Raw genomic sequence first — 21,884 nt, forward strand, 5'->3', positions numbered from 1 at the left:
GCAACCGTACTACCCGTTTAGCTTGATACTGGCTAAATCGCGCAGAATTTTATCGGCGGCAGCAACACGCATTTCTTTACGCAACAGGTTTAACTCACGTGTCTTTGCTAAAGCGCGGTTCGGATCGTCTTGATAACTGCGGGTGATATTAAAGTCATAATACTGACGTTCTTGTTCGTTAATCATTACTTCATAACGCACGGTATAGGTCAGTTCATACTCAGCAACTTGGCCGTTTTCAAACAAGCTCAGGGTTCGACGATTAAGACTATCTTTAAGAATACGTAAATGAGGTACATCATCCGTTACCGATTTAATAATGGTTATATCGTTTACGGTAAGGTGTTGCTTCACAACGCGGGTTAGTTCGCCATGGGGATCTTGCGAGCTAACGTACATGGTTTGTAAGCGCTCGGGGATTAAATAATCGCCTCGCAATTTAAAGCCGCAAGCGGTTAGCAAACTGACCATCAGCATAGCGCTGATGGTCAGTTTTAAGTGCTTGGTAAAATGTGTTGTTAACAGCATTAATTAGCCACAATATTAACCAGTTTGCCCGGTACGTAGATGACCTTGCGAATGGTTTTTCCGTCGGTAAATTTAACTACATTCTCATCATTAAGAGCCTGTTTTTCAACATCTTCTTGAGAAGCAGTGCTAGATACTGTGATTTTAGCACGTAATTTACCGTTTACTTGTACGATGACCAGTTTTTCATCTTCAACAAGCGCGCTTTGGTCTACTTGTGGCCATGCCGCATCTTCAACTTCACTGTTGTCACCAACAATTGCCCATAGTTCATGGCCTAAGTGTGGCGTGATAGGGGTAAGCATTAATACTAAGGCTTGTACCGCTTCTTTCATTACTGCACGGTCAGCATCTGACTCCATCTTAGCCTTAGCTAAGGTGTTCATCAGCTCCATAATCGCAGCAATGGCAGTATTGAACGTGTTACGACGACCAATATCATCACTCACTTTGGCGATGGTTTTGTGTAGTTCACGACGCAAGTGTTTATGTGCAGACTCTAGAGTCACATCGCTTAATGCTGGCGCATCACCAGATTCCACAAAATCGTGAACCAATTTCCACACGCGTTTTAAGAAACGATGCGCACCCTCAACACCTGAGTCAGACCATTCAAGCGTTTGCTCTGGTGGTGAGGTGAACATGATGAATAAGCGCACAGTATCAGCACCGTACATCTCAATAACTTGTTGCGGGTCGATACCGTTGTTTTTCGACTTACTCATTTTACTCATGCCAGCAGAAATAACCGGCTCGCCGTCAAGTTTAGAAATAGCTTTTGTGACTTGGCCTTTTTCATTGCGCTCAACGTCAACGTCGGTCGGTGAAATCCAAGTTTGTGCGCCATTTGCTTCTTCACGGTAGTAAGTATCAGCAAGCACCATACCTTGACATAACAAGCTCTTAAATGGCTCATCAGATTCTACTAGACCTACATCACGTAATAGTTTGTGGAAAAAGCGCGAGTACAATAAGTGCAAAATCGCGTGCTCAATACCACCAATGTATTGATCTACCGGTAGCCAGTAGTTGGCTTTGGCAGGATCTAACATCACATCAGTGCTCTCTGGCGAACAGTAACGTGCGTAATACCAAGACGATTCCATGAAGGTATCAAAGGTATCGGTTTCATGTAACGCAGGTTGACCATTGTAGGTGGTTTTTGCCCACTCAGGATCCGCTTTAATCGGCGATGTTACGCCGTCCATAACCACGTCTTCAGGTAACTCAACCGGCAGCATATCTTCTGGTACCGGCACTGACTCGCCGTTTTCTAAGGTTAGCATTGGGATTGGTGTACCCCAGTAACGCTGACGAGAAACACCCCAGTCACGTAAACGGTAATTTACCGTCACTTTACCTTTGCCTAGCGTCACTAATTTGTCGCTGATGGCTTTAAACGCAGCATCAAAGTCTAAACCGTCGAACTCATCTGAGTTAACCAAAGTGTTTTTCTCTACGATAGCAGCGGTTTCAATGTCATCGCCTTCTTGTGCAGCGATAACTTGCTTGATTGCTAAGCCATATTTTTTCGCGAACTCATAGTCACGTTGGTCATGACCAGGAACCGACATGACTGCGCCTGAGCCGTAATCCATTAACACAAAGTTCGCTGCCCATACAGGTACTTGTTCGCCTGTTAATGGGTGAATGGCTTTAAGACCGGTATCGACACCACGTTTTTCCATGGTCGCCATTTCGGCTTCGGTTGCTTGGTTATTTTTGCATTCTTCGATAAAGGCCGTTAATTCAGCATTACCTTCAGCTGCTTTTAATACCAATGGATGTTGTGCAGCAAGCGCTACGTAAGTCACACCCATAACGGTGTCTGGACGTGTGGTGTAGATATCAAACGCTTCATCGCTGTCAGCAACGGTGAAGGTCATTTCAACACCTTCCGAGCGACCAATCCAGTTACGCTGCATGGTCTTAACTTGCTCAGGCCAGCCGTCAAGCTTGTCGATGTCGTTTAATAGCTCTTCTGCGTAATCCGTGATTTTAATGAACCATTGTGGAATTTCTTTTTTCTCAACAATGGCACCTGAACGCCAGCCGCGACCATCGATAACTTGTTCGTTAGCAAGTACCGTTTGGTCAACCGGATCCCAGTTAACGGTTGCATTTTTCTTGTACACTAAGCCTTTTTCATAAAGCTTAGTGAAGAACCATTGCTCCCAACGGTAGTATTCTTTTTTACAGGTAGCGAATTCACGATCCCAATCGTAAGCAAAGCCTAACGACTTAAGTTGGTTACGCATGTAATCAATGTTTTCGTACGTCCATGCGGCAGGCGCAGCCTTATTTTTGATTGCTGCGTTTTCTGCTGGTAAGCCAAATGCATCCCAACCCATTGGTTGCATTACATTTTTACCTTGTAAGCGTTGGTAACGACTGATCACGTCGCCTAGCGTGTAGTTACGCACATGGCCCATGTGCAAACGACCGCTTGGGTACGGGAACATCGATAAGCAGTAGAACTTTTCTTTGCCTTCGATTTCTTGTGCTTTAAAGGTTTTCTTTTCCATCCAACGTTGTTGGATTTTGCTCTCAATGGATTGAGGATTATAAATGGCTTCCATTAATATCTTCTCGGTTAACTGTTTCTGCGCGCCTTTTTATTGCCTTTTATGGTGAGCCTAGGGGTGGCCTAGGAGAGGCATAGGGCAGGCGCAATATTCCAAAATATGGCAGCAATATTACCTTATTTCAGCGCTGCCTAACAACGCTTTCTTCCGTCTATACTTAAAATAACGACATTTTTACAGAGTTTGCACTATGACCGAACAAAATCAACAATATCAAGGTGTCTTCGACCGTTTGTCAGCTTGGCTTGATAAAGCGGCTCCCGATGAAATGCATAGTATTCGCCAGTGGGTGAATAAAGCGGAGGAGTTTATTGATGCCGCAGCCGATGTGTCAGTAAATGAGTATCAACTGAGTGTCGATAGTTTTAAAAATGATCTGCTCGGTTTTTACCGACATTACCAACAAGATGCCGAAGAATCTTTATATCTAGATGCTGTGCAAGAGGGCATGTGGCAACATCTTGCTAATATGACCGATACCACACAGGTCGAATGGCAAGAATTTCTTGATGATATTGACCATGACGGTGTGTATCGCAGCGGTGATGTGATTGGTTTTGGGCGATTAAGCTGTAATGGTTGTGGCCGAGTGGTTGATATTACTCACGCATCAACCGTGATTGATTGCCCTAAGTGCGGTCATAATACGTATTCAAGACAACTGTTTAAGCGCAATGTTTAACGGTACAACAGAGATAACGGTACAACTTCAAAAGCAAAGCCAAGTTATTAACTTGGCTTTGTATGTTATCAGGCTTTTGGTTCAGAGCTTATATATGGCCCTGGTTAAGGCTAAAGCGATAACCTTTATTCTACCGCATTACCATCGGCATCAAGATAGGTGATATCTTGGTAACCCAGTGACTTGATCTTATCTTCAATTTTGCTGCGATCACCAACCACTACCCAAGTTATTTTATCTTCATGTAAAGTGTCTTTGGCCGCTTGCGCTATTTGTGCTTTGCTAAGCGCCCTGACGCTTTGTGGATATTGTTGCCAGTAGTTATCAGGATAGCCAAACTGTACCATCTCAACCAATGACCCTAGCACTGCGTCGTACGTTTCCCAACGCCCTGGTAGGGTGAGTACTCGCTTATCTTTGGCGCGCGTAACTTCTTCATCGCTTGGTGGGCGTGCACCTTGAATGTCGGTAAACTCTTTTTGAATCTCACTCATCGATTCGCTAGTTTTATCGGTTTGTACAGGCGCATAAGCTATGAACGGGCGTTGACCACTGGCGGGTAATAGCAAGGTTCTGGCACCATACGACCAATGCTTATCTTCTCGTAAATTTAGATTCAAGCGAGAATTAAAGCCACTGCCCAGTACTTCATTAAATCCTTGCATGGCGACTTCATTGTCATTGTTTTTTGGAGCCACAACATGGCCTGCAAAAATAATAGATTGCTCTGAGCCGGGGCGATCGATAAGGTAAACTTTTTCGGCACCAGGTAGAGAGACTGTAGCAATATCTTTTTTCGGCACATCTTTGGCTTGCCATTTAGCAAAGGCTTTACGAACTTTGCTTTCTAATTCATCCATGCTGATGTCACCAACGGCGACTAGAGTCGCATTATTAGGACGCAACCATGTGGCATGAAAATCATTTAACGTTTTAGGTGACATGGCCTTAACTGACGCTTCACTGCCACTGCCTGTTTGCGGCGTACCGTATGGGTGCTCGTCACCATAAATCAGTTTCGGAAATACCCTAAGCGCCATGCCTACCGGTTGAACTTTTTCTTGTTGGATTCTAGCAAGTCGTAGATTTTGTCGACGCTTGAAATTATCTTCAGGGAATGTTGGGTTAATCACCATGTCGGCAAATAAACTTAGGCTATCGTCTAAGTTTTCGGTCAATGCGGACATACTAATATTGGATGTATCTAAGGTTGATGATACCGAGTAATTTGCGCCTAGTGTTTGCAGGCTATCACTGATCTCTAATGCGTCACGGCTTCTGGTGCCTTCTTCGAGCATTTCTAAGGTTAAGCTGGCAGTGCCTGCTAGCTTGCCATGATCGGCGGCATATCCAGCGTCAAAGACTAACTGCATGTTTACCATTGGCACGGTAGAACGTTTGGCTAATACAATGTTTAGTCCATTATCTAAGCTGCGTTTTTCAAAGCTATCAAATGCAACATTTGGCGACTCTTCAGGTTCAGGTAATTTGCTTCGGTCGACTGTATTAGCGGCGGCTTTGCCCTCGTCAAAAGGGTGTATTTCTAGTACATATTGACCTTTATTGATCCATGAGCGCGCCGTATTCAGTAAATCAACCTGATTGGCTTTTTGCCAACGCTGTAATGTCGTTTTGTAAAAATCCGGTTGATTTAAGTACACTTGATTGCGAGCTAAGGTATCGGATTTACCACCAAAGCCACCAACGCGTTCATTGCCACGAATAAACGCTGCTTTACGAGCGGTGACAATACGTTTAACTTCGTCTTTTGTAGGACCTTTTTCAAGTAGTCTGGAGACTTCCTGATTAATGGCGTTTTCCATATCGCTGAGTGATTTGCCCGGCATGGCAGTAGCGATAACACCAAATATGCCAGAAATTTCTAATGGAAACGCAAAAGCTTGTACGTCAGATGCGAGTTGCTCATCTATTACTAAGCGTTTGTATAATCGCGACGACTTACCTTGAGACAAAATACCACTGATTAAATCCAATTGATTGGCTTCAAGCGAGCCGATGCCTGGCATTTTCCATAGCTTGTATAAACGCGCTTGCGGCACGCGATCTTGCATTACGGTGCGCACATCGCCGTCGATGCTGGCAATCCAATCATCATGTTTGGTTAGTGGTGGTCCTGATGGAATATGGCCAAAGTAATGTTCAACGCGTTGTTTGGCATACTCCGGCTCAATATCACCGGCTAGTACAATGGTTGCATTACCTGCACCATAATAGGTTTTAAACCACTGATGTACATCATCAAGACTGGCGGCGTTTAAATCTTCCATAGAGCCAATAACAGAGTGAGCGTATGGGTGGCCGTTGGGGAACATATTTTCAAAAATGGTTATAAAGGCTTTGCCGTATGGTTGGTTTTCACTTTGGCGCTTTTCGTTTTGTACAACGCCACGCTGTTCATCCAATTTGGCCTGATCAACGGCACCCAGTAGGTGTCCCATACGATCAGATTCCATCCATAGTGCCATATCTACGGCATTTTTCGGTACCACTTGGAAATAATTAGTACGGTCGAAATTGGTGGTGCCATTCATACCCGTAGCACCTACGTTATCAAATGGCTTGAAATATTCATCATTATAATTTTCAGAGCCATTAAACATTAAGTGCTCAAATAAATGAGCAAAACCCGTTTTACCCGTTGGTTCATTTTTGGAGCCAACGTGATACCAAACGTTTACTGCAACAACGGGCGCTTTATTGTCGGTGTGAACAATAAGAGTCAGACCATTATCAAGTACATAACGGGTATAGGGAATATCTAGCTCGCTTGCCTTGGCGTTAAAGCCAATTACGCTCAATATGGCACAGAGTAACCATAGCCTGATAGCAAAAAAGTGATGATGCATACGCGTTTCCTTTTATTGTTGTTAGTGGCGTTTTTGCTACCTTGTTAAGTAGCCAATGATTTGTGCTTGATGTTGCGGCACATTGAATTTAACCTTAGTTTTCAGTTTGTTAAATGTCAAAGCCAACTGCGTGGTAACGCCTTTTGTGACCAAATAAGTCGAGACTCAATGAATAAGGAAAAGTGATGATAGATTTTAACAACAAAAGTGTTTTTAAATTAAAGCAAAATCCAGAGTATGGTGAGATGGTGAGCCAGCTATTACTAGAGGGTGAAGAGATTTTAGATGCGTATAAATCGATGCGTGATGGCGTGGTATTTACTAATAAACGCATTATTGCAGTGAATGTGCAGGGCATTACCGGTAGCAAAAAGGATTTTACATCATTACCCTATAAAAATATCGTTGCCTTCTCTGTCGAAACATCGGGAACCTTTGATTTGGACTCAGAGCTTGAAATATATTTTTCAGCACTAGGGCAAGTTAAATTTGAATTTAGCGGTAATGCCAAGACCACAGATATCGCGGCGATAATAGCGAAACACGTCTTATAACGCAGGCCAAAACCGTGTAACGCTAATTAGGTTTTGCATTTTTACAGGGCATACGGTTACTATGGAATGAACACCAGTAACACATTGGTATGATAACCCTAGTGTGATTTACTGTATGCAGTAAAGATTAAAAGGATACCCGCATTTGATGACTGAGCGTCTTAATGCACTGAAAGTGCCGGCGGAGCAACTCGCTGCCGATTTACCCGCAACATTATTTACCAAGTCTCAAGTAGATAGCCAAACGACGCAAAAATTTATCGGCCATGATCGCGCCAAGGAAGCCCTGCGTTTTGGCTTATCTATGACCTCGCCAGGGTTTAATGTTTTTGCTAAAGGCGATCCTGGTACTGGTCGACAAACGTTGATCACACAAATGTTAGCGGAGTTCGCTGCTAATCAGCCTACCGCGGAAGAATGGTGTTATATCAATAACTTTGATGACCCACAGGCGCCCTATAAATTGTATTTAAATGCCGGCGAAGGTAAACAATTACAAAGTAAGATTAATCAATTAATTGACGACTTATTGGATTTGTTTCCGGAAATTTTTGATAACCCGGGTTATCAACGACAAAAAGCCGCAATCGATCGTCAGTTTAATCAACGCTACGACAGCGCCATCGAAGAGCTCGAAGAATATGCTTACAGCAAAGACGTGGTGCTCTATGAAGAAAAAGGCGAAATTAGTTTCGCGCCGTTGGTTGATGGTAAACCGGTCGATGATAAAGAGTTTGCAAAATTAGACGAACAAACGCGTACTGCGTTTTATCAAATGCTTACTGAGCTAGAAACTATGCTCACTGAAAAGCTACTTGAGCTGCCACTGTGGAAGCGTGAATCAGCGATGGCGCTACGTAAACTTAAGTTTGAAACCGCAGAGCAAAGTATTCGACCATTACTTAAAGAGCTTGAACATGAATTTTCAGCGAATTTGGGCGTTCTTAAGTACTTGCGTCAGGTGAAAGATCATATTACCGAAGTCGTCCTTGATATTTTGGTTGATGAAAACTCAGAAAGCTCCCGTGACGACAAAGTTTGTCGCAAGCTATTGAGCGAACGGTTTTTGCCTAATTTATTGGTAACACGAGACGCCGATGAAGGTGCTCCTGTTGTTTATGAGCAAAACCCAACCTATCAAAACTTATTTGGCACCATTGATTACTCATCGATTCAAGGCGCGGTATATACCAATTATCGGTTAATTCGTGCTGGCGCTATGCATCGAGCCAACGGTGGCTACTTATTACTCGATGTTGATAAACTGTTGAATCAACCTTTGGTTTGGCAACGCTTAAAATTAGCCCTAAAAACAGGTGAATTACAAATTGAGCACCCGTATGCGGAAATGAGTATTGGCGGTAGCGTCAGCTTACAAGCCGAAAAAATACCGTTAAAGGTGAAAGTCGTTTTGCTTGGAAACTCTGAGTTGTATTACACCTTGCAAGAGTATGATCAAGAATTTACCGAGCTGTTTCGAGTGCTGGCAGATTTTGATCGCCATGTTGATAAAGACGAAGAAAACTTAAAAGCCTATGCGACGCTAATTCGCCAACATGCAGTCAAACATCAGTACCCAGATGTTAGTGATGCTGCGGTAAGTGCGCTGGTGCGTTTCTCTCTGCGCCAAGCTGAGCATCAAAATAAGTTATCTGCCAATATTGTTAACATCAACGACTTGCTTGATGAAGCCGTGTTTATTTGGCGTAACGATGACAGTCCAAGTATTGAACAAGAGCACGTTGAAGCAGCACTGGCAGCGAAAAAACGTCGCAGTGGTCGCTTGAGTGAAACTTGGTTGCAAGAGATCAAAGAAGAGCAAGTGTTAATATCGACCGACGGCGAAGCGGTTGGTAAAGTTAACGGCTTAACGGTACTTGAAATTGGCGACAGTGTATTTGGTACGCCAGCGCGTATCTCGGCTACGGTCTATGCTGGCGCGCAAGGAGTAACCGATATAGAGCGGGAAGCGGAGTTGGGCAAATCGATTCACTCCAAAGGGGTGTTGTTGCTTATTGGCTATTTGGGCCATAAATATGGCAAAAAATTCCCGCTGTCGATTTCGGCAAATATTGCTATTGAACAATCGTATGGCCATATCGACGGTGACAGTGCATCGATGGCAGAGCTGTGTGCCTTGATATCTTCGATTACCGAATTACCAATTAACCAACAGATCGCTATTACCGGTTCGATGAACCAGCATGGTGGAGTGCAATCGATCGGTGGTGTTAACGAGAAAATCGAAGGTTTTTACCGCTTATGTAAAGACAAAGGCTTAACGGGCGGGCAAGGGGTGATTATCCCGAAAACCAACAAAATGAACTTAATGTTAGATCATGATGTTATTGATGCTGTCAAAGCAGGGCAGTTCAGTATTTATGCGGTAGATCACGTTGATCAAGCGTTAGAGATTTTACTTAACCAACCTGCCGGTGAGATGAAACGTACCGGTACGTATCCGAAAAAGACCATTCATGGTATGGCACAAGATAAGCTGAAAAAGTTATCTGATTTGATAAACGGTGAAGATGAAGAATAACAACTGTTTGTCTACAGGCCTGTTTCACATAGGTACAGCTGGCTAGTGAGATTAACTAACTATTAGTGGTTATCGCTAGCCAGTGTTGGCTAAATGACCAAAAAAATTAAAGTACGCGTCGCGAGATATGTAAAAAATGTTTAAAAACAACTGCTTGTTGTTTTTGGCTCGGTTTTTGATTGTCTTATAACAGGCGTGTCGTTAACGCCACACGTTAAAAGCAATAAAGATAAAATATTTACAGGGATATATATAATGCGAACCTCATTTGCCGCCATGTTAGCCTGCACAGCCGTGTTACAAGGTTGTGTGATTCACTTAGAAGCAAATAATGCGGATATTAAACTGCAACAAACCTTGCAACTTGATAGCCAAGATATTGCAAGCTTAAAAGTAGAAGCCGGTGCGGGTAATTTAATCATTGAAGGTGTCGATGGCATGAATGAAATTGTCGTCAATACCGATATTTTTACGACACAAGAGCGTCGTTATCAGCTGACGCTCAGTCGTGTGGGTGATAAGGCGGTATTAATAGCCAAGCATAATACCAATGGTATATGGCATGAATCGCCAAAAATCGATGTAACAATGCGCGTACCGAGTCATTTATTGATGGACATCGAAGATGGCTCAGGCGAGCTCGTTGTTCGTAATATGGACAATGACGTAGATATTAATGATGCATCAGGTGCACTCACTGTAATGAACATTAATGGTCGTGTTGATATTGAAGACGGCTCAGGGAGTATCACCGTCGACAATGTTGCAGGCGATCTGCAAATTGACGATGGCTCGGGTGATCTTAGTGTCACCAATGTTGTTGGTTCGGTTGATATTGAAGACGGCTCAGGTGCTATGCGTGTCGCAGACGTTGGGGGGATGGTTACCATCGATGATGGCTCAGGGGCGATATCCGTAGAGAAAACCGGTGGGCTTATTATCACTGAGGCGGGCTCTGGCGGTTTAAGCTTTAACCAAATTAATGGCGAAGTACGCGTCGACTCATAAGCGAACGGCAATTGCAGTAAACGCAGCCTAAAGTTATACAGGGCTTTTAATGTAAAGTGCATTAAAGGCCCTTTCTGTTTCAAGGGGGATAGTTGTATAAGGTAAAAGCGGATTCATCAACTCCGTTAATAACGTACATATTGTGTTAATAAAACAATTAGGTTACACAATGTTACTTGCATATTTTTTACAAGTCGGTATGATGCGGCTTCGCATGTATTATCGAGTCAAATTTGAGTGTTGTCAGTCATATTAAGAGAGACAAAAGACAATAAGCGTCGAGACTTGAGCTAAGATACATAGGAAAGGGTTATTTCCGCCATTCGACTTTTTTGCAAGTTTGCTAACTTGCCCTCGCTAGAGTGTGAAATGCATAACAGAGAATTTGTTATTGCATTGATATTGCCATAAGTCGCCAGGTGGATAACGAAGATTTTAATGCAGTTATTTGCCTGGACGAACACCATATTGCTCGTCCTTATTTGAGCTGCCCACATTTAAGAAGATATTTTAATGACTGATACCAACAATGCTGTAACCAGCTTTGACTCTTTAGGCTTGCCTGAATTTTTATTATCTGCAGTAACCGAGATGGGTTTTACTGCACCAACACCTATTCAAGAAAAAACCATTGGCCCACTTTTACAAGGTCATGATGTATTAGGTGAAGCACAAACAGGTACTGGTAAAACCGCTGCTTTTGGTTTACCTGCACTTGCTAACATCGATACCAAATTACGTCGCCCACAAATGTTGGTTTTAGCACCAACTCGTGAGCTTGCTATTCAGGTAGCTGAAGCGTTAGAAGCATTTGCTGCTAACATGAAAGGCTTACGTATTGCCACCCTATACGGTGGTCAGTCATACAGTCCACAGTTGTCGCAACTTGAAAAAGGTGCACAAGTGGTAGTAGGTACTCCGGGTCGTTTAATGGATCATTTACGTCGTCGTTCATTAAAATTAGGTGACGTAAAGTTCTGTGCCTTGGACGAAGCAGACGAAATGCTAAACATGGGCTTTTTGGAAGATATCGAGTGGATTCTTGATCACTTACAAAAAGACACGCAAATGGCATTATTCTCAGCGACCATGCCACCAGCAATTAAGAAAGTTGCTGACCGTTTTCTTGACGAACCAGTGCACATCAAAATTGCACACAAGAAAGAGTCTAAGAAAAACATCAAGCAATTGGCGTGGAAAGTTACGGGTATTAACAAAAATACTGGTATTGAGCGCATCATTGAGACCCAAGATTTCGATGCATTACTGATTTTCGTACGTACTCGTAGCGATACAGTAACCGTTAGTGAATTTTTAGAGCGTCAAGGTTACCCTTGTGCGGCGCTAAACGGTGACATGAACCAAGCGCAACGTGAGCGTACCGTTGATCAGCTGAAGAAAGGTGAAATTTCTATCATGATCGCGACTGACGTTGTTGCTCGTGGTTTAGATATTCCACGTATTGATTTGGTTATCAACTACGATTTACCGGGCGACAGCGAATCTTACGTTCACCGTATTGGTCGTACTGGTCGTGCTGGTCGTGAAGGTACCGCAATTTCATTCGTGCGTCCTCGTGAAATGTACAACTTACGCCATTACGAGCGTGCAACATCTGGTACCATCGAGAACTTCGAAATGCCGGCCATTGCTGAAATCGGTAAAAAGCGTATTGAACGTGTTAAAAATGAAATCGTTGAGATTGCTGGTCGCCAAGACTTAGCCAACATGATGCAAATTCTTGAAGGTATGGTCGAGCAAACTGAACTAAGCATTGAACACTTAGCTGCGGCGTTGCTATACCAGAAGCAGTTAAAGCAACCGCTTCAACCAAAAGAAGACCCGCGTGAGCGTCGTGCTCGTGATGACCGTCGTGGTGACCGTGATGAGCGTCGCTCAGATCGTCGAGGCGACAGAAATGAGCGTCGTGGCGAGCGTGGTGATCGTAACGATCGAGGTGAACGCCGTGCTGAGCGTCGTGAGCGTCCACGTAACAATGGTCCACGCGTTGATGTTGATTGGCAAGCATATCGTATTGAAGTAGGTAAAGAGCATGGTGCTCGTCCTGGTGATATCGTTGGCGCGATTGCTAATGAAATTGCTTTGGATAGTCAATACATTGGCCAAATCGATTTGCATGAGCAACACTCGATTGTGCATTTACCAAAAGGTATGCCAAAAGACTCGTACAATAAGTTACGTACCGTTCGTATTCGTCGTAAGCAACTAGATATTTCAGTTGCCGATCAGCAAGTTGTTACGGATGCACCGCGTCGTCGTAACAATCGTTCTGACAAAGGTGAGCGTCGTTCACGTAATCATTAATCACGCGAGAGTAAGGTTAGCCTGTTGCTAGCCTTACATTAGCGATAATGAACAACAAAAAGGAGAGCCGTTTAACGGGCTCTCTTTTTTTATGCTTAAACTATTGTGAGTTTGATATTTAAACGAACATATTCAGCGTTATATCTTCATCAATAGCAATAGTTAGTCGATGCTACGTAGCAGTTCATTTAAGCCCGTTTTACCTAAGGTTTTTGCGTCGACCTTTTTGACGATAACCGCAGCGTATAAACTGTAAGTGCCACATTTTGATGGGATGTTGCCAGGAACGACAACAGAGCCTGCTGGTACTCTACCATAATGGATTTCACCTGTTTCACGGTCAAGGATCTTCGTTGATTGACCAATGTAAACGCCCATAGAAATAACCGAACCTTGTTCAACAACGACGCCCTCAACAATTTCAGAACGCGCGCCAATAAAACAGTTATCTTCAATGATGGTCGGGCCGGCTTGTAACGGCTCTAATACACCACCAATACCAACACCACCTGATAGATGAACGTTTTTACCGATTTGCGCACAGCTACCTACAGTTGCCCAAGTATCTACCATAGTGCCTTCATCAACAAATGCGCCGATGTTAACGAACGATGGCATAACAACAACATTTTTGCCAATGTACGAACCAGCGCGAACCGATGCACCTGGAACCACTCGGACACCTTCTTGAGCAAAGCGATTGTGATCGTAGTCTTTGTATTTCATTGGCACTTTGTCAAAAAACTTACCGTTTTTATCACCATCTTCAATCACTTCGTTATCCCAGATACGGAATGACAGTAGCACGGCTTTTTTCAACCATTGATTTACAACCCATTCGCCGTCGACTTTTTCGGCAACACGGGCACTGCCATCATTTAACATATCAAGTGCATCTAAGATGGCTTGTTTAACGTCAGCAGCGACGGTCGTTGGCGTAATTGAAGCGCGTTCGTCAAATGCTTGTTCAATGATTTGCTGTAAAGAACTCATATATTTTCCTAAAACTGTCAATATTAATGTGTTGTCTCAAGTTAACCAAGGTGAAAAGTCACATGTTAAATCGTAAGATAATGTCGCTAAAATGATTAACTCGTAATGCTATGTAGTTGTGATTCTAACTGATTTTGCTCGTCAATTGATAGCGCTTCACCGTCTTTATTGGAGATGATAAAGATATCTTCGGCACGTTCTCCATAGGTACTGATTTTTGCCATATGCACATTGACATGGCATTGCTGAAATACTTGGCCAATTTGTGCAAGTAAGCCAGGGCGATCGATAGCGACGACTTCTAAGGTATTAACTCGCTTATTACTGTGGCCAATAAAGCTAACTTTGGTCGGGATATTAAACTGCTTAAACTTTTGCGGCACTGGCTTTGTTGGAATGTGCGGCAGCTTATCAGTGGCTAAGCTCTTTGTGAGCGACGTTTTAATATCATCTAGATAATACAAATCTTTAAGAGGTTTGCCTTTGCCGTCTAAAACAACAAAAGTATTTAAGGTGTAACCGTCTTTAGATGTAATGATCTTAGCATCGTGAATCGACAGCTTTTTCGCACTAAGCACACCAACGGAGGTGGCAAAAACGTTACTTTTATCTTTGGTATACACAAACACTTCAGTGCCGCCGCGATAAGGCTTTTCACTGATCAGCACCAATGGCTTTTCTTTATCATGACTGATGATATGGCGACCATGCCATGAAAGTTGCGATGGCGAATAACGCAGAAAATAGTCGGCTCTAAACTGTTGCCATAACTGTTCAATGGCGCTGATATCAATGCCCTGATCTTGAAGTTTCTCTAACGCCAATTGCTTGTTTTCGCGGATCTTGCTACGCAGTTCAACGGGTTTTTCTAAACCACGACGAAATGCGGCTTTGGTGGCAAAGTACAATTCTTGCAATAGGTTGGCTTTCCAACTGTTCCACAAGCTTTCATTAGTGGCGCGCATATCAGCAACGGTTAAACAATACAGATAGTCGAGGTGTGCTTCATCGCGCACCACATCGGCAAATTGCTTTATCACCGCAGGATCGGAAATGTCTTTACGTTGTGCGGTAACAGACATCAATAAGTGGTATTTAACGAGCCAAGCAATTAACCGACTATCATGCTCTGATAGTTTATGTACTTTACCGAACTCAAGCGCATCTACGGCACCGAGTTTACTATGATCACCGCCTCGACCTTTGGCAATGTCATGGAATATGCCAGCGATGTAGAGCAGTTCTGGCTTGCGAATTTTTTGTACTATGGTCGAGCAAAGTGGAAATTCATTGTTGTGCTCAGGCAAAGAAAAACGATATAGGTTTTTAATCAATCGATAACTGTGTTCATCAACCGAGTAAGCATGGAATAAATCAAATTGCATTTGCCCGACAATTTTTTGCCACTCGGGAAGATAGCTGGCAATAATGTCATGGCGATGCATTAGATTAAATGCACGGCCTAAGCCATTAGGGTGGCGCATTAAGGTCATGAACAAACGACGGCATTCGGCGTAATCATTTAAACCACCAATTAATCGACGGCGGGTGTTACGCATTAAGCGAATGGTGTTTGAGTGAATACCTTTGATATCGGGATTTTCGGCAATGGCTAAAAATATGGCGATAAAGTTACTGTGACGAATAAACGCTCGCTTATTCTTGGCGCGGATCAGTGAGCCCACTTTCTCAAAGGTATGGTCAATATCAACCGTGGTAAGCGTTGCGTCTTTACCCAAAATACCTTCTTCAAAGTGCTGTAGTAGCATTTCGTTTAACTCATTCACCGAGTTAATAATACGGAAAAAGCGTTTCATCATTCGCTCAACTGCGGGCTTACCGTCATCGCCAAAGCCCATCATGTCTGCCACATCACCTTGGTAGTCAAACAACAGGCGGTTTTCACTGCGACCGGCAACAAAGTGCAAGCAAAAGCGCATACGCCACAAATAGTCCTGACACTCGATAAGCTCGTCTAACTCATTTTCAGATAAGTAATTGTGATCAACCAGTTGTTTAATGGTATCTGCCTGAAAATGACGTTTCGCTACCCAACTGATGGTTTGAATATCGCGCAAGCCACCAGGATTGGCTTTTAAATTGGGCTCTAACGTATACGCAGCGCCTTTATATTGCTGATGGCGCTGCTGTTGTTCATCGCGCTTGGCAATGAAAAAGTCATTAGATGGCCAAAAATTCTTTTTGAATAACTGAGGTTGTAATTGCTCTTCTAATTGACAGTTGCCACAAATAAGGCGAGATTCAAGAAGATTGGTGGCAATGGTAACGTCTGTTTTTGCACGCTTAATACAGTCTTTTATACTGCGCACGCTATGGCCAATATCAAAGCGAATATCCCACAATTGGGTAATAAACGCACCAATGTATTGCTCGATGTCTTTGTCGATTTTCTCAGGGGTTAAAATCAGAATGTCGACATCTGAGTATGGATGTAGCTCACCTCGCCCATAACCGCCTACAGCCAATAAACTGATTTGATGTTCATCGAGATGGTGTTGACACCAAACTTTTTGTAAAACTTGATCGACAAAACTGGCGCGTGCATGAACCAGTTCAGTAATCTCATGTTTATAAAACGACTCACGTAACCACAGATAAAAGTCGTTATTTAACTCGACAAATTCTTGGGTAGTTAAGGCGACCGCCGCGGGTGCCAGTTTGGCCGTTAGGGATGTTGGAAGAATGGCGTGATTAAGCATAAATATGTTATCTATTGCAGTTGTTGTTATTTTATTTAATCCATAAAAAAGCCCTAGCGTTTGATAACGGCAGGGCTTTAAAACATTGGCTAGTTAACCATAATGCGCTGTATGTCTTTTTCTTCGCTACGTAGCGTTAAAATTTCACAGCCTGTGTTGGTTACTAAAATGGTGTGTTCCCATTGTGCTGAGTTTTTACCATCAACCGTGTAAGCAGTCCAACCATCGTCTTTATCTAGTACGGTGCCACCTTTGCCAAGGTTGATCATTGGCTCGATGGTGAAAATCATACCAGCGGCCATTTTACGGTTGTCGGCATTTTTGTAATGTAGAATTTGTGGCTCTTCGTGGAATACGCTACCAATACCGTGGCCACAAAAATCTTTAACAATACCAAAGCGACCCGCTTTTTTGATGTGCTTTTGAATAGCCGCACCAATATCTGAAAACTTGTTACCTGGTTTTACTTTTTTGATAGCCGCATACAAACTTTCTTGGGTGATACGACATAAGCGACGGTTTTCAGGTGATACGTCACCAATTAAAAACATCTTTGAGGTGTCACCGTGATAGTACTTTTTCTCGTCTTCCGGAGTATTGTCATCATCAAGACAAACCTTAACCGTGATATCGATATTGATAATGTCACCGTCTTTTAATGTTTGCTCTGATGGAATACCGTGACAAACCACGTGGTTTACTGATGTACAGATAGACTTAGGGAAACCACCTTCACCATGTTGATCAGCACCATAGTTTAACGGCGCAGATAAGGCATTATGTTGTGCAGTGTACTCAGCACAAATGCTGTCTAGCTCGGCAGTGGTAACACCGGCTTTTACATGTGGCTCAATCATCTCCAAAACGCTGGCGGCAAGTTTACCGGCGATGCGCATTTTTTCAATTTCGGCTTGAGTCTTGATGGCAATAGTCATTGATTTCCTCAAATTAAATCTGTCTGGTAATCGGCGCTTTGCAAACCGATTACGAATTCATATATAAGGGCTTATATAAAGGGATAAATAATAACGCAGCTATAGTCAAAATGCATTACTTTGTATGCAATATCAACATCAGCACTCGGTTGTAGAGCACAGCGTAAGCCGTCGAATGATGATTTGCTGTTTTTTTGTGCTTTTTACTTTATTTTTACCGATATTAATGTTATAAAGCACGGCTCCAAAGTTATGGTTATTGATCTGGCTTTTGGAAAACTGCTGAAATGATGACATTTACAGCACATTATTACTTTTTATTAATCTCACATACATTCATTAAACATGTTCCGGGGTGCCTGTTACCTGCTAGAAGGTAACGATAGGTCGGTAACATGGAATGTATGAACGCATAACCCCAAGAGGAATTTAAAATGCCAAACGTATCTATGCGCGACATGCTTAAAGCAGGTGTACACTTCGGTCACAAAACTCGTTACTGGAACCCAAAAATGAAGCCATTCATTTTCGGCGCTCGTGACAAAGTACATATCATCAACTTAGAATCTACTGTTCCTATGTTCAACGAAGCTCTACAATTTTTAGCAAACGTTTCTGCTAAAAAAGGTAAAGTTCTTTTCGTTGGTACTAAGCGTGCAGCAAGTGAAGCAGTTCGTGAAGCGGCTATCAAATGTGACCAATTCTACGTTGATCACCGTTGGTTAGGTGGTATGTTGACTAACTGGAAAACTGTTCGTCAATCTATCCGTCGTTTAAAAGACTTAGAAACTCAAAGCCAAGACGGTACTTTCGATGCTCTTACTAAGAAAGAAGCATTAATGCGTACTCGTGAAATGGAAAAACTTGAGAAAAGCCTTGGTGGTATCAAAAACATGGGTGGCTTACCAGACGCTATCTTCGTTATCGATGCAGACCACGAGCACATTGCTATTAAAGAAGCAAACAACTTAGGTATCCCTGTAGTTGCTGTTGTTGATACTAACTCAAACCCAGATGGCGTTGACTACATCGTTCCTGGTAACGACGATGCTATCCGTGCAGTTAGCCTATACCTTGAGTCTGCAGCTTCTGCAGTAATCGAAGGTCGCGAAAACAACATCGCTGTAGCAGCTGAAAAAGACGGTTTCGTAGAAGCTGAATAATTCGCTGTTTATCGTCGGTTAGGTGATATCTAGCCGACGATTCATACCCTTATTAACGAAGAGGCATCGCCTTTTCGCAATACAATTACAGATATTTGAGGAATAACTCATGGCAATTACTGCTAAAGACGTAAAAGAATTACGTGACCGTACTGGCGCGGGCATGATGGATTGTAAAAAAGCTCTTCAAGAAGCTGATGGCGACATGGAGCTAGCAATCGAGAACATGCGTAAGTCTGGTCAAGCTAAAGCAGCTAAAAAAGCTGGTAACATCGCTGCTGAAGGTGCAATCATCATCAAGCAAGCTGAAGGTGTTGCTGCTCTTGTAGAAGTTAACTGTCAAACTGACTTCGTAGCAAAAGACTCAAACTTCGTATCATTCGCTAACGAAGTAGCTGATTTCGCTATCGCTAACAAGCCTTCTATCGAAGCATTGAAAGAGCAGTTTGAAGAAACTCGTGTTGCTCTAGTTGCTAAAATCGGTGAAAACATGAACATCCGTCGTGTTGAGTACATCGAAGGCGCAGCATTAGCTTCTTACATCCACGGCGGCACTATTGGTGTTGTTGTTGCTGGTGAAGGCGACGCTGAATCACTTAAGCACGTTGCAATGCACGTTGCTGCTTCTAAGCCTGAGTACGTTAACCCAGAAGACGTTCCAGCTGACGTAGTTGAAAAAGAGAAAGCTATCCAAATCGACATCGCGATGAACGAAGGCAAGCCTGCTGAAATCGCTGAGAAGATGGTTACTGGCCGTATGAAGAAATTCACTGGCGAGATCTCTCTAACTGGTCAAGCATTCATCATGGAACCTAAGCGCACTGTTGGTGACGTTCTTAAAGAAAAAGGTGTTTCTGTATCTAACTTCATCCGTTTAGAAGTTGGTGAAGGCATCGAGAAGAAAGAAGAAGACTTCGCTGCTGAAGTAGAAGCGCAAATCGCTGCTGCTAAAGGTCAGTAATCTTACTGCTTTCTAAATAACCTTTAGAATTACGTAAAGCCCTGCATTGTTTCAATGCGGGGCTTTTTTTATGATGCTATTAGAACGAATACGTCGATAGGCGATATTGAAAAGGTGACATTCGCTGGCGGGTTACATGCCTCGCTGTGTGCTATGGCACAGTTTTCACCATAACACGAACACTTGCATCAGCTAAAAGGCCGTTTGCCCTCGATTTACTCTTTTTGCTTTTATCTCTTTTTTTTATTACTTTTAAGGTATTGTAAATATTAATAAAAATGAGAGAGCGATGACTTTAATTAAAAATATTTTAATAAACGAAAAACTATTAACAGCCGAATTGGATAAATTATCTGTTGAAGAAAAAATTCAGGCGAAAAAAGTTTTAACCTCTTCGGCTAATAAATTAAAGCTGCCATCACAAAAATTATTGAACGCGTTAAAAAATGAAGGTTTTGATCTTGCCGACCTAGTGGGTAGTAGTCTGGGTAAACCGACCAAGACAACAACGACTAAGCGCGCTCCTCGTAAACTGGTTTTAGAAAACCAAAGCTTTGCGATTCTTGACGAGAAAAACAAAGAGCTTGCCCATGCCGTTGGGCGAGGCGTAACGTCTTACAAAGACAAAGGGTTTAAAGTGGTTAAATATGATGAGCTTCCTGCAGCATTGCAGAGTGTGGCGAAAGAGCTCATTAACTAAGCTTAAAGCCTGCAAGGACGCAGCTACGTTGGAAATATCTGTCGTTATATGGAGGTAATTAATTAGGGTAATGTAAGGAGCAATCGCGAGCATTACTGTGAATTCTCAGTAATATCCCGAGCTATTCTAGAAAAACATGTTCCTGTCCATTTAATGTATTGAAAATCAAATGCTTTCTGGTAGTTTAAATGAAAATACGTAGACGGACATTACTGAGACGTCTACATAATAAGCTGTTAGGTATTACTCAAATATGAGTGAAGTATTCAGAACATTTCTCGCTATAATTTTGCATGTTTCATGCTTCGCTATAGGAATGTCCTTATTTAATTTAACTGGATTAAGTGAAGTAATAGAGGATGTTTCTCTTGCAAGAGAATTTATTATTATATTACTCGGCCTAGCTGGCATAGTTTTAGTTTCAAACAAGTCAGAAGAACCATTTCTGCATACGTTTATTAAACTAATCGCGCAAAGCTTTGAATGGCTTTTTTTACTATTAACACTTGTCGCTTTTACATCCTTAATAGATGAAAAAGATACTACGTTTGGGTTGTTTTCATTTGTAGGGTTTGCATTAATTACGTATGGTATTCATAAGCTTAAATTTAGCTCTGGGCTAAATAATACCTAACAAGAACGTCAAGTTACGGTCGCAAAACACTTGGCTGGCGTTCGTTACTCACTAATTTTAGCCAAGTGTTTTACGCCGCTTATGTAGGCGTTATGTTTTCGCACCTCAGTAAGGAATTTATAGGAATATCGATGGTTGATATACAAAGAGCAAATCTTATCTATGCACTAGCTGAAGTAGTGCAAGACGCTGAGGTAATGCAAATTATAGAGGAAAAATCTGGTAACTTTGAATCATCACAGGATCTTCAAGCTTTAGAAGAAGCTATTAAGCAAAAGGTTATAGCTTATCGTACACATGACTTATGGCCACCAAAAATTGATCCAATCACAAAAGTAATGAACTTTGATAGTTAATCACCAATTACAAAAACATAACAAGTCAATCAACTTCGTGCTTTCGGCGCCGGACAGCTTACACTGCGCTTCGTTACAGCTGCCAGTTATTGAGGCGTTATGTGCAAAGAAGGATTTGAGCAATGTGGAAAAATGGAACTGCTGAAAGCACTCAGATTGGATACGTTAATCGTAATAATCAAAAAAATCATGGAACACGCGGTACGAAAGGTACTGATCACAATGCTACGGCCTACAAACTTGAGTGCCTAGTGCCGGGATGTGGGCATGTATATGGTGCAAATGGAACAGATGTATTTCACCGAAAATGCCCAAAATGTCAAAATGGTAA

16 protein-coding genes are annotated in these 21,884 nt (G+C 42.5%); 10 read left to right on the forward strand and 6 right to left on the reverse strand.

The annotated features are described in order from the left end of the window. Positions 1 to 9: 9 nt before the first annotated feature. Together lptE and leuS are read right to left on the reverse strand one after the other, a co-directional pair. Complete coding sequence (gene lptE / locus ACAX20_RS04865) at positions 10 to 528, reverse strand: LPS assembly lipoprotein LptE (protein WP_371188990.1); 519 nt, start codon at positions 526 to 528, stop codon at positions 10 to 12. After that, the gene (gene leuS, locus ACAX20_RS04870) at positions 528 to 3,107 is read right to left on the reverse strand and encodes a leucine--tRNA ligase (RefSeq protein WP_371188991.1); all 2,580 of its coding nucleotides are present in this window, start codon (positions 3,105 to 3,107) and stop codon (positions 528 to 530) included. The genes lptE and leuS overlap by 1 nt, the downstream gene beginning before the upstream one ends. A gap of 196 nt (positions 3,108 to 3,303) precedes the next feature. On the opposite strand from leuS, the gene ACAX20_RS04875 reads away from it, so the two are divergent. Beyond that, entirely contained in the window at positions 3,304 to 3,795 is a 492-nt protein-coding gene (locus ACAX20_RS04875; RefSeq protein WP_371188992.1) for a zinc ribbon-containing protein, read from the forward strand. Between the two features lie 125 nt (positions 3,796 to 3,920). Here ACAX20_RS04875 and ACAX20_RS04880 read toward each other — a convergent pair whose 3' ends face one another. After that, the gene (locus ACAX20_RS04880) at positions 3,921 to 6,662 is read right to left on the reverse strand and encodes a M16 family metallopeptidase (RefSeq protein WP_371188993.1); all 2,742 of its coding nucleotides are present in this window, start codon (positions 6,660 to 6,662) and stop codon (positions 3,921 to 3,923) included. Between the two features lie 185 nt (positions 6,663 to 6,847). On the opposite strand from ACAX20_RS04880, the gene ACAX20_RS04885 reads away from it, so the two are divergent. The 4 genes from ACAX20_RS04885 to ACAX20_RS04900 all read left to right on the forward strand — a co-directional run bounded on the left by ACAX20_RS04885 (position 6,848) and on the right by ACAX20_RS04900 (position 13,091). Next, positions 6,848 to 7,216 (forward strand): PH domain-containing protein, encoded by a 369-nt coding sequence (locus tag ACAX20_RS04885; RefSeq protein WP_371188994.1) that lies wholly within the window; start codon positions 6,848 to 6,850, stop codon positions 7,214 to 7,216. A 148-nt stretch (positions 7,217 to 7,364) separates the two neighbouring features. Further along, entirely contained in the window at positions 7,365 to 9,758 is a 2,394-nt protein-coding gene (locus ACAX20_RS04890; RefSeq protein ID WP_371188995.1) for an AAA family ATPase, read from the forward strand. Between the two features lie 255 nt (positions 9,759 to 10,013). Further along, positions 10,014 to 10,766, forward strand: coding sequence for a hypothetical protein (locus ACAX20_RS04895; RefSeq protein ID WP_371188996.1), 753 nt, complete (start codon positions 10,014 to 10,016; stop codon positions 10,764 to 10,766). 513 nt (positions 10,767 to 11,279) lie between these two features. Beyond that, positions 11,280 to 13,091, forward strand: coding sequence for a DEAD/DEAH box helicase (locus tag ACAX20_RS04900; protein ID WP_371188997.1), 1,812 nt, complete (start codon positions 11,280 to 11,282; stop codon positions 13,089 to 13,091). Between the two features lie 162 nt (positions 13,092 to 13,253). On the opposite strand, the gene dapD is transcribed toward ACAX20_RS04900, so the two are convergent. The 3 genes from dapD to map all read right to left on the reverse strand — a co-directional run bounded on the left by dapD (position 13,254) and on the right by map (position 17,739). Beyond that, complete coding sequence (dapD, locus tag ACAX20_RS04905) at positions 13,254 to 14,084, reverse strand: 2,3,4,5-tetrahydropyridine-2,6-dicarboxylate N-succinyltransferase (RefSeq protein WP_371188998.1); 831 nt, start codon at positions 14,082 to 14,084, stop codon at positions 13,254 to 13,256. A gap of 95 nt (positions 14,085 to 14,179) precedes the next feature. Continuing rightward, the gene (glnD, locus tag ACAX20_RS04910; protein ID WP_371188999.1) at positions 14,180 to 16,804 is read right to left on the reverse strand and encodes a [protein-PII] uridylyltransferase; all 2,625 of its coding nucleotides are present in this window, start codon (positions 16,802 to 16,804) and stop codon (positions 14,180 to 14,182) included. An 89-nt stretch (positions 16,805 to 16,893) separates the two neighbouring features. Then, complete coding sequence (map, locus tag ACAX20_RS04915) at positions 16,894 to 17,739, reverse strand: type I methionyl aminopeptidase (protein ID WP_371189000.1); 846 nt, start codon at positions 17,737 to 17,739, stop codon at positions 16,894 to 16,896. A gap of 434 nt (positions 17,740 to 18,173) precedes the next feature. Here map and rpsB point away from each other — a divergent pair, with 434 nt between their 5' ends. The 5 genes from rpsB to ACAX20_RS04940 all read left to right on the forward strand — a co-directional run bounded on the left by rpsB (position 18,174) and on the right by ACAX20_RS04940 (position 21,553). Beyond that, positions 18,174 to 18,902, forward strand: a complete 729-nt coding sequence (rpsB, locus tag ACAX20_RS04920) for a 30S ribosomal protein S2 (RefSeq protein ID WP_371189001.1) — start codon at positions 18,174 to 18,176, stop codon at positions 18,900 to 18,902. A 109-nt stretch (positions 18,903 to 19,011) separates the two neighbouring features. Beyond that, positions 19,012 to 19,863, forward strand: coding sequence for a translation elongation factor Ts (gene tsf, locus ACAX20_RS04925; protein ID WP_371189002.1), 852 nt, complete (start codon positions 19,012 to 19,014; stop codon positions 19,861 to 19,863). A 289-nt stretch (positions 19,864 to 20,152) separates the two neighbouring features. Further along, positions 20,153 to 20,563 carry a hypothetical protein gene (locus ACAX20_RS04930; RefSeq protein ID WP_371189003.1) on the forward strand — a complete coding sequence of 137 codons (411 nt, stop codon included), beginning with the start codon at positions 20,153 to 20,155 and terminating at the stop codon, positions 20,561 to 20,563. 253 nt (positions 20,564 to 20,816) lie between these two features. Then, entirely contained in the window at positions 20,817 to 21,197 is a 381-nt protein-coding gene (locus tag ACAX20_RS04935) for a hypothetical protein (protein WP_371189004.1), read from the forward strand. A 131-nt stretch (positions 21,198 to 21,328) separates the two neighbouring features. Continuing rightward, positions 21,329 to 21,553: a hypothetical protein gene (locus ACAX20_RS04940; RefSeq protein WP_371189005.1), complete on the forward strand. Its 225-nt coding sequence runs from the start codon at positions 21,329 to 21,331 to the stop codon at positions 21,551 to 21,553. Positions 21,554 to 21,884: the final 331 nt, after the last annotated feature.

It is taken from the genome of Thalassotalea sp. Sam97, from assembly GCF_041379765.1.
Taxonomy (GTDB): Bacteria; Pseudomonadota; Gammaproteobacteria; order Enterobacterales; family Alteromonadaceae; genus Thalassotalea_A; species Thalassotalea_A maritima.